The organism is Stenotrophomonas pictorum JCM 9942, assembly GCF_001310775.1.
In the GTDB taxonomy this organism is placed as follows: Bacteria; Pseudomonadota; Gammaproteobacteria; order Xanthomonadales; family Xanthomonadaceae; genus Stenotrophomonas; species Stenotrophomonas pictorum.
This window is the reverse complement of record NZ_BAZI01000349.1, coordinates 1-2774: the sequence shown is the minus strand read 5'-3', so window position 1 is coordinate 2774 and position 2774 is coordinate 1. Positions and strand designations below refer to the sequence as shown.

Genomic DNA, 2774 nt, shown 5'->3' with positions numbered 1-2774 from the left:
CACCCCGTCCGCCCGCCACCGAGCAGGCCGGGCAGAGCCAGGCCGACGCCCAGTTCGCCGAACTGTCCAAGAAGGCCCTGGACACCTGGATGCAGCTGTCTCCGGTCAGCGCCACCCAGATCGGCGATCACCGTTTCGATGCCGAACTGGACGACGTCAGCGCCGCCGGCCAACAGAAGAGCCTGGAAGCGAGCAAGGCGCTGCTGGCCGATCTGGAGAAGATCGACGTGAGCAAGCTCGGCCGCGAGAACCAGGTCGATGCCGCCATCCTGCGCAACCAGCTGCAGTCGGACATCTGGTCCAACGAGACCCTGCAGTCCTGGCAGTGGGACCCGCAGGTCTACAGCGGCCTGGCCGGCAGCGCCATCTACGGCCTGATGGCGCGCGAATTCGCGCCGCTGCCCGAGCGCCTGAAATCGGCCACCGCGCGCATCGAGAAGATCCCGCAGATCTTCGCCGCCGCCCGTGCCAACCTCGATCCGGCGCGGGTACCGAAGATCCATGCCGAAACCGTCGCCAAGCAGAACCGCGGCATCCTCAGTCTGGTGGAAACCTTCATCGTGCCCAACCTCGGCCAGCTCGAAGCGGCCGACCAGGAGCGCCTGAAGACCGCCATCGCCGGCCTGACCAAGGCGGTGGAAGAGCAGCAGACCTGGCTGGACAGCACCCTGGTACCCAACGCCAAGGGCGAGTTCCGCATCGGCGCGGAAAAGTACGACCAGAAGCTGAAGTTCTCGCTCAACTCCTCGCTGTCGCGCGCCGAGATCGGCGAACGCGCCCGTGCCGAACTGGCCCGCGTGCGCACCGACATGTACGGCATCGCCCAGGTGGTCTTGAAGGACAAGCCCGGCGCACCGGAGATGCCGGCCAATCCCACCGACGCCCAGCAGCAGGCGGCGATCGAAGCGGCGCTGGAACTGGCCTATGCCGACAAACCGGCCCGCAACAAGGTGGTCGAAGACGCCAAGGCCGCACTGGACCAGTCCACCGCGTTCGTGCGTGAGCACGACCTGATGACCCTGCCCGATTCGCCGGTGGACATCATCCTGATGCCCGAATTCCAGCGCGGCGTGGCCGTGGCCTACTGCGATTCGCCCGGCCCGCTGGACAAGAATCTCAAGACCTTCTACGCCGTCTCGCCGATTCCCGACGACTGGAACGACAAGCAGGTCGATTCGTTCCTGCGCGAATACAACAGCCGCATGATCCACCTGCTCTCCATCCACGAAGGCACGCCGGGCCACTATCTGGAAGGCTGGCACTCCGGCAAATTTCCCTCCACCCTGCGCGCCGTGCTGCGCTCGGGCCTGTTCGCCGAAGGTGGGCGGTCTATACCGAACGCATGATGCAGGAACAGGGGTATCTGGATAACGACCCGCTGTTCCACCTGGTGCAGCTCAAGTTCTACCTGCGCACCATTGCCAACGCCATCCTCGACCAGGGCGTGCACGTGGACAACTGGAGCCGCGAACAGGCCATGCACCTGATGACCCACGACGCCTTCCAGCAGGAAAGCGAAGCGGCGGGCAAATGGATCCGCGCCCAGCTCACCTCGGCGCAGTTGCCAACTTACTTTGTCGGCGCGCAGGAACACTTCGACACCCGCAAGGCCGTGGAAGAAAAACAGGGCGCCAACTTCAACCTGAAGGCCTACCACGACCAGATCCTGTCCTACGGCGCGCCGCCGGTGCGCTTCGCCCGCCAGCTGATGCTGGACCAGCCGATCGAGTGATCGTGACCGCTGATTGATTGTCAAAAAGCCCGGCATTCGCCGGGCTTTTTCTTTAAAAAATGCCGTGGCCTCCCGGCGTTATCACCCGCTCTCGGGCTAATAGGTGCTTATCCAGCAAAATTGGGGGTTTTGCGGGGGAGCGTCGTGCGCGCTTATCCCTCCAGCAGCGGCCAAGCCACTGACCTGAAAGGCCTGCCATCCTTTCCAACTCCTTGGATGTGGGGTAATACTCCGTGCCACACCCCACTTCTGGGGTCTACTTAGAGTTAGGCGGAATTGGTAAAAGTGGCTGGCGGTTTCTAGCCGGGTCATTTCACCGGCTGTTCGCCAGTTAGCTCCGGATCGCAGTCATCACCACATTGCCGTCGTCCAAGATTTCCGCTCCGGCCTTGGCTTTATCGCCGCCGCACAATCATTGCTTTTAGCTTCGGCGGCTCCGCGCGGCACGGTTTGCGGAGCAAGCCCCGGTCTTGCCAGCTGTGGCATTATCGGCCTTTGTTGAGCAGTCCAAGCGGCGGCACTGGCCAAGGGGAAAGTTGGCTGGCCAATTCAGCCTAACAAGTCATTCAAGCCGACGTTGCTCCGCAACGCGGCTTAATTCTGGCGTTAGGCACGTGGAAGAAGATCTTCGCCAGCTGGTAAAGGCCTGCACCGAAGACGGCGAGCGAAACCCGCTGATGCCGTCTAGGCACCTAGACTTCTGTGCGACCCATGGTATCACTGAAGAGGCCTTCTACTGGCACTTTTCTAGAATTATCGCGCTAGATTTTGCGAACGGCCTTATATCCTTTTCGGATGGGGACGCAGCAATGAATCGGCTATGGAGCATGCGCAATTTTGGTCTCGATGGATTCGCACTCGAAATCTACGAGGCCTTTGACGCGGGCGAGTTCACGCATAGTGGAGACCACCATGAAACAATCTCGTGGCAAAAGTACACGCTTCCGCATGTCATGGAGTCCTTGTTCAACGCCGGTCTACTGCCACGTGTCTAACAATTCATTCAAGCCGACGCCGCTTCGCGGCGCGGCTTAATTCAAGT

1 protein-coding gene and 1 pseudogene are annotated in these 2774 nt (G+C 61.5%); both read left to right on the top strand.

All coding sequences use genetic code 11. The features are described 5' to 3' along the window. Positions 1-1732: pseudogene (locus tag JCM9942_RS13530) on the top strand (DUF885 domain-containing protein); the annotation flags it as partial. Positions 1733-2346: 614 nt separating this feature from the next. Then, the gene (locus JCM9942_RS13525; protein ID WP_054660320.1) at positions 2347-2727 is read left to right on the top strand and encodes a hypothetical protein; all 381 of its coding nucleotides are present in this window, start codon (positions 2347-2349) and stop codon (positions 2725-2727) included. The last annotated feature ends 47 nt before the right edge of the window (positions 2728-2774 follow it).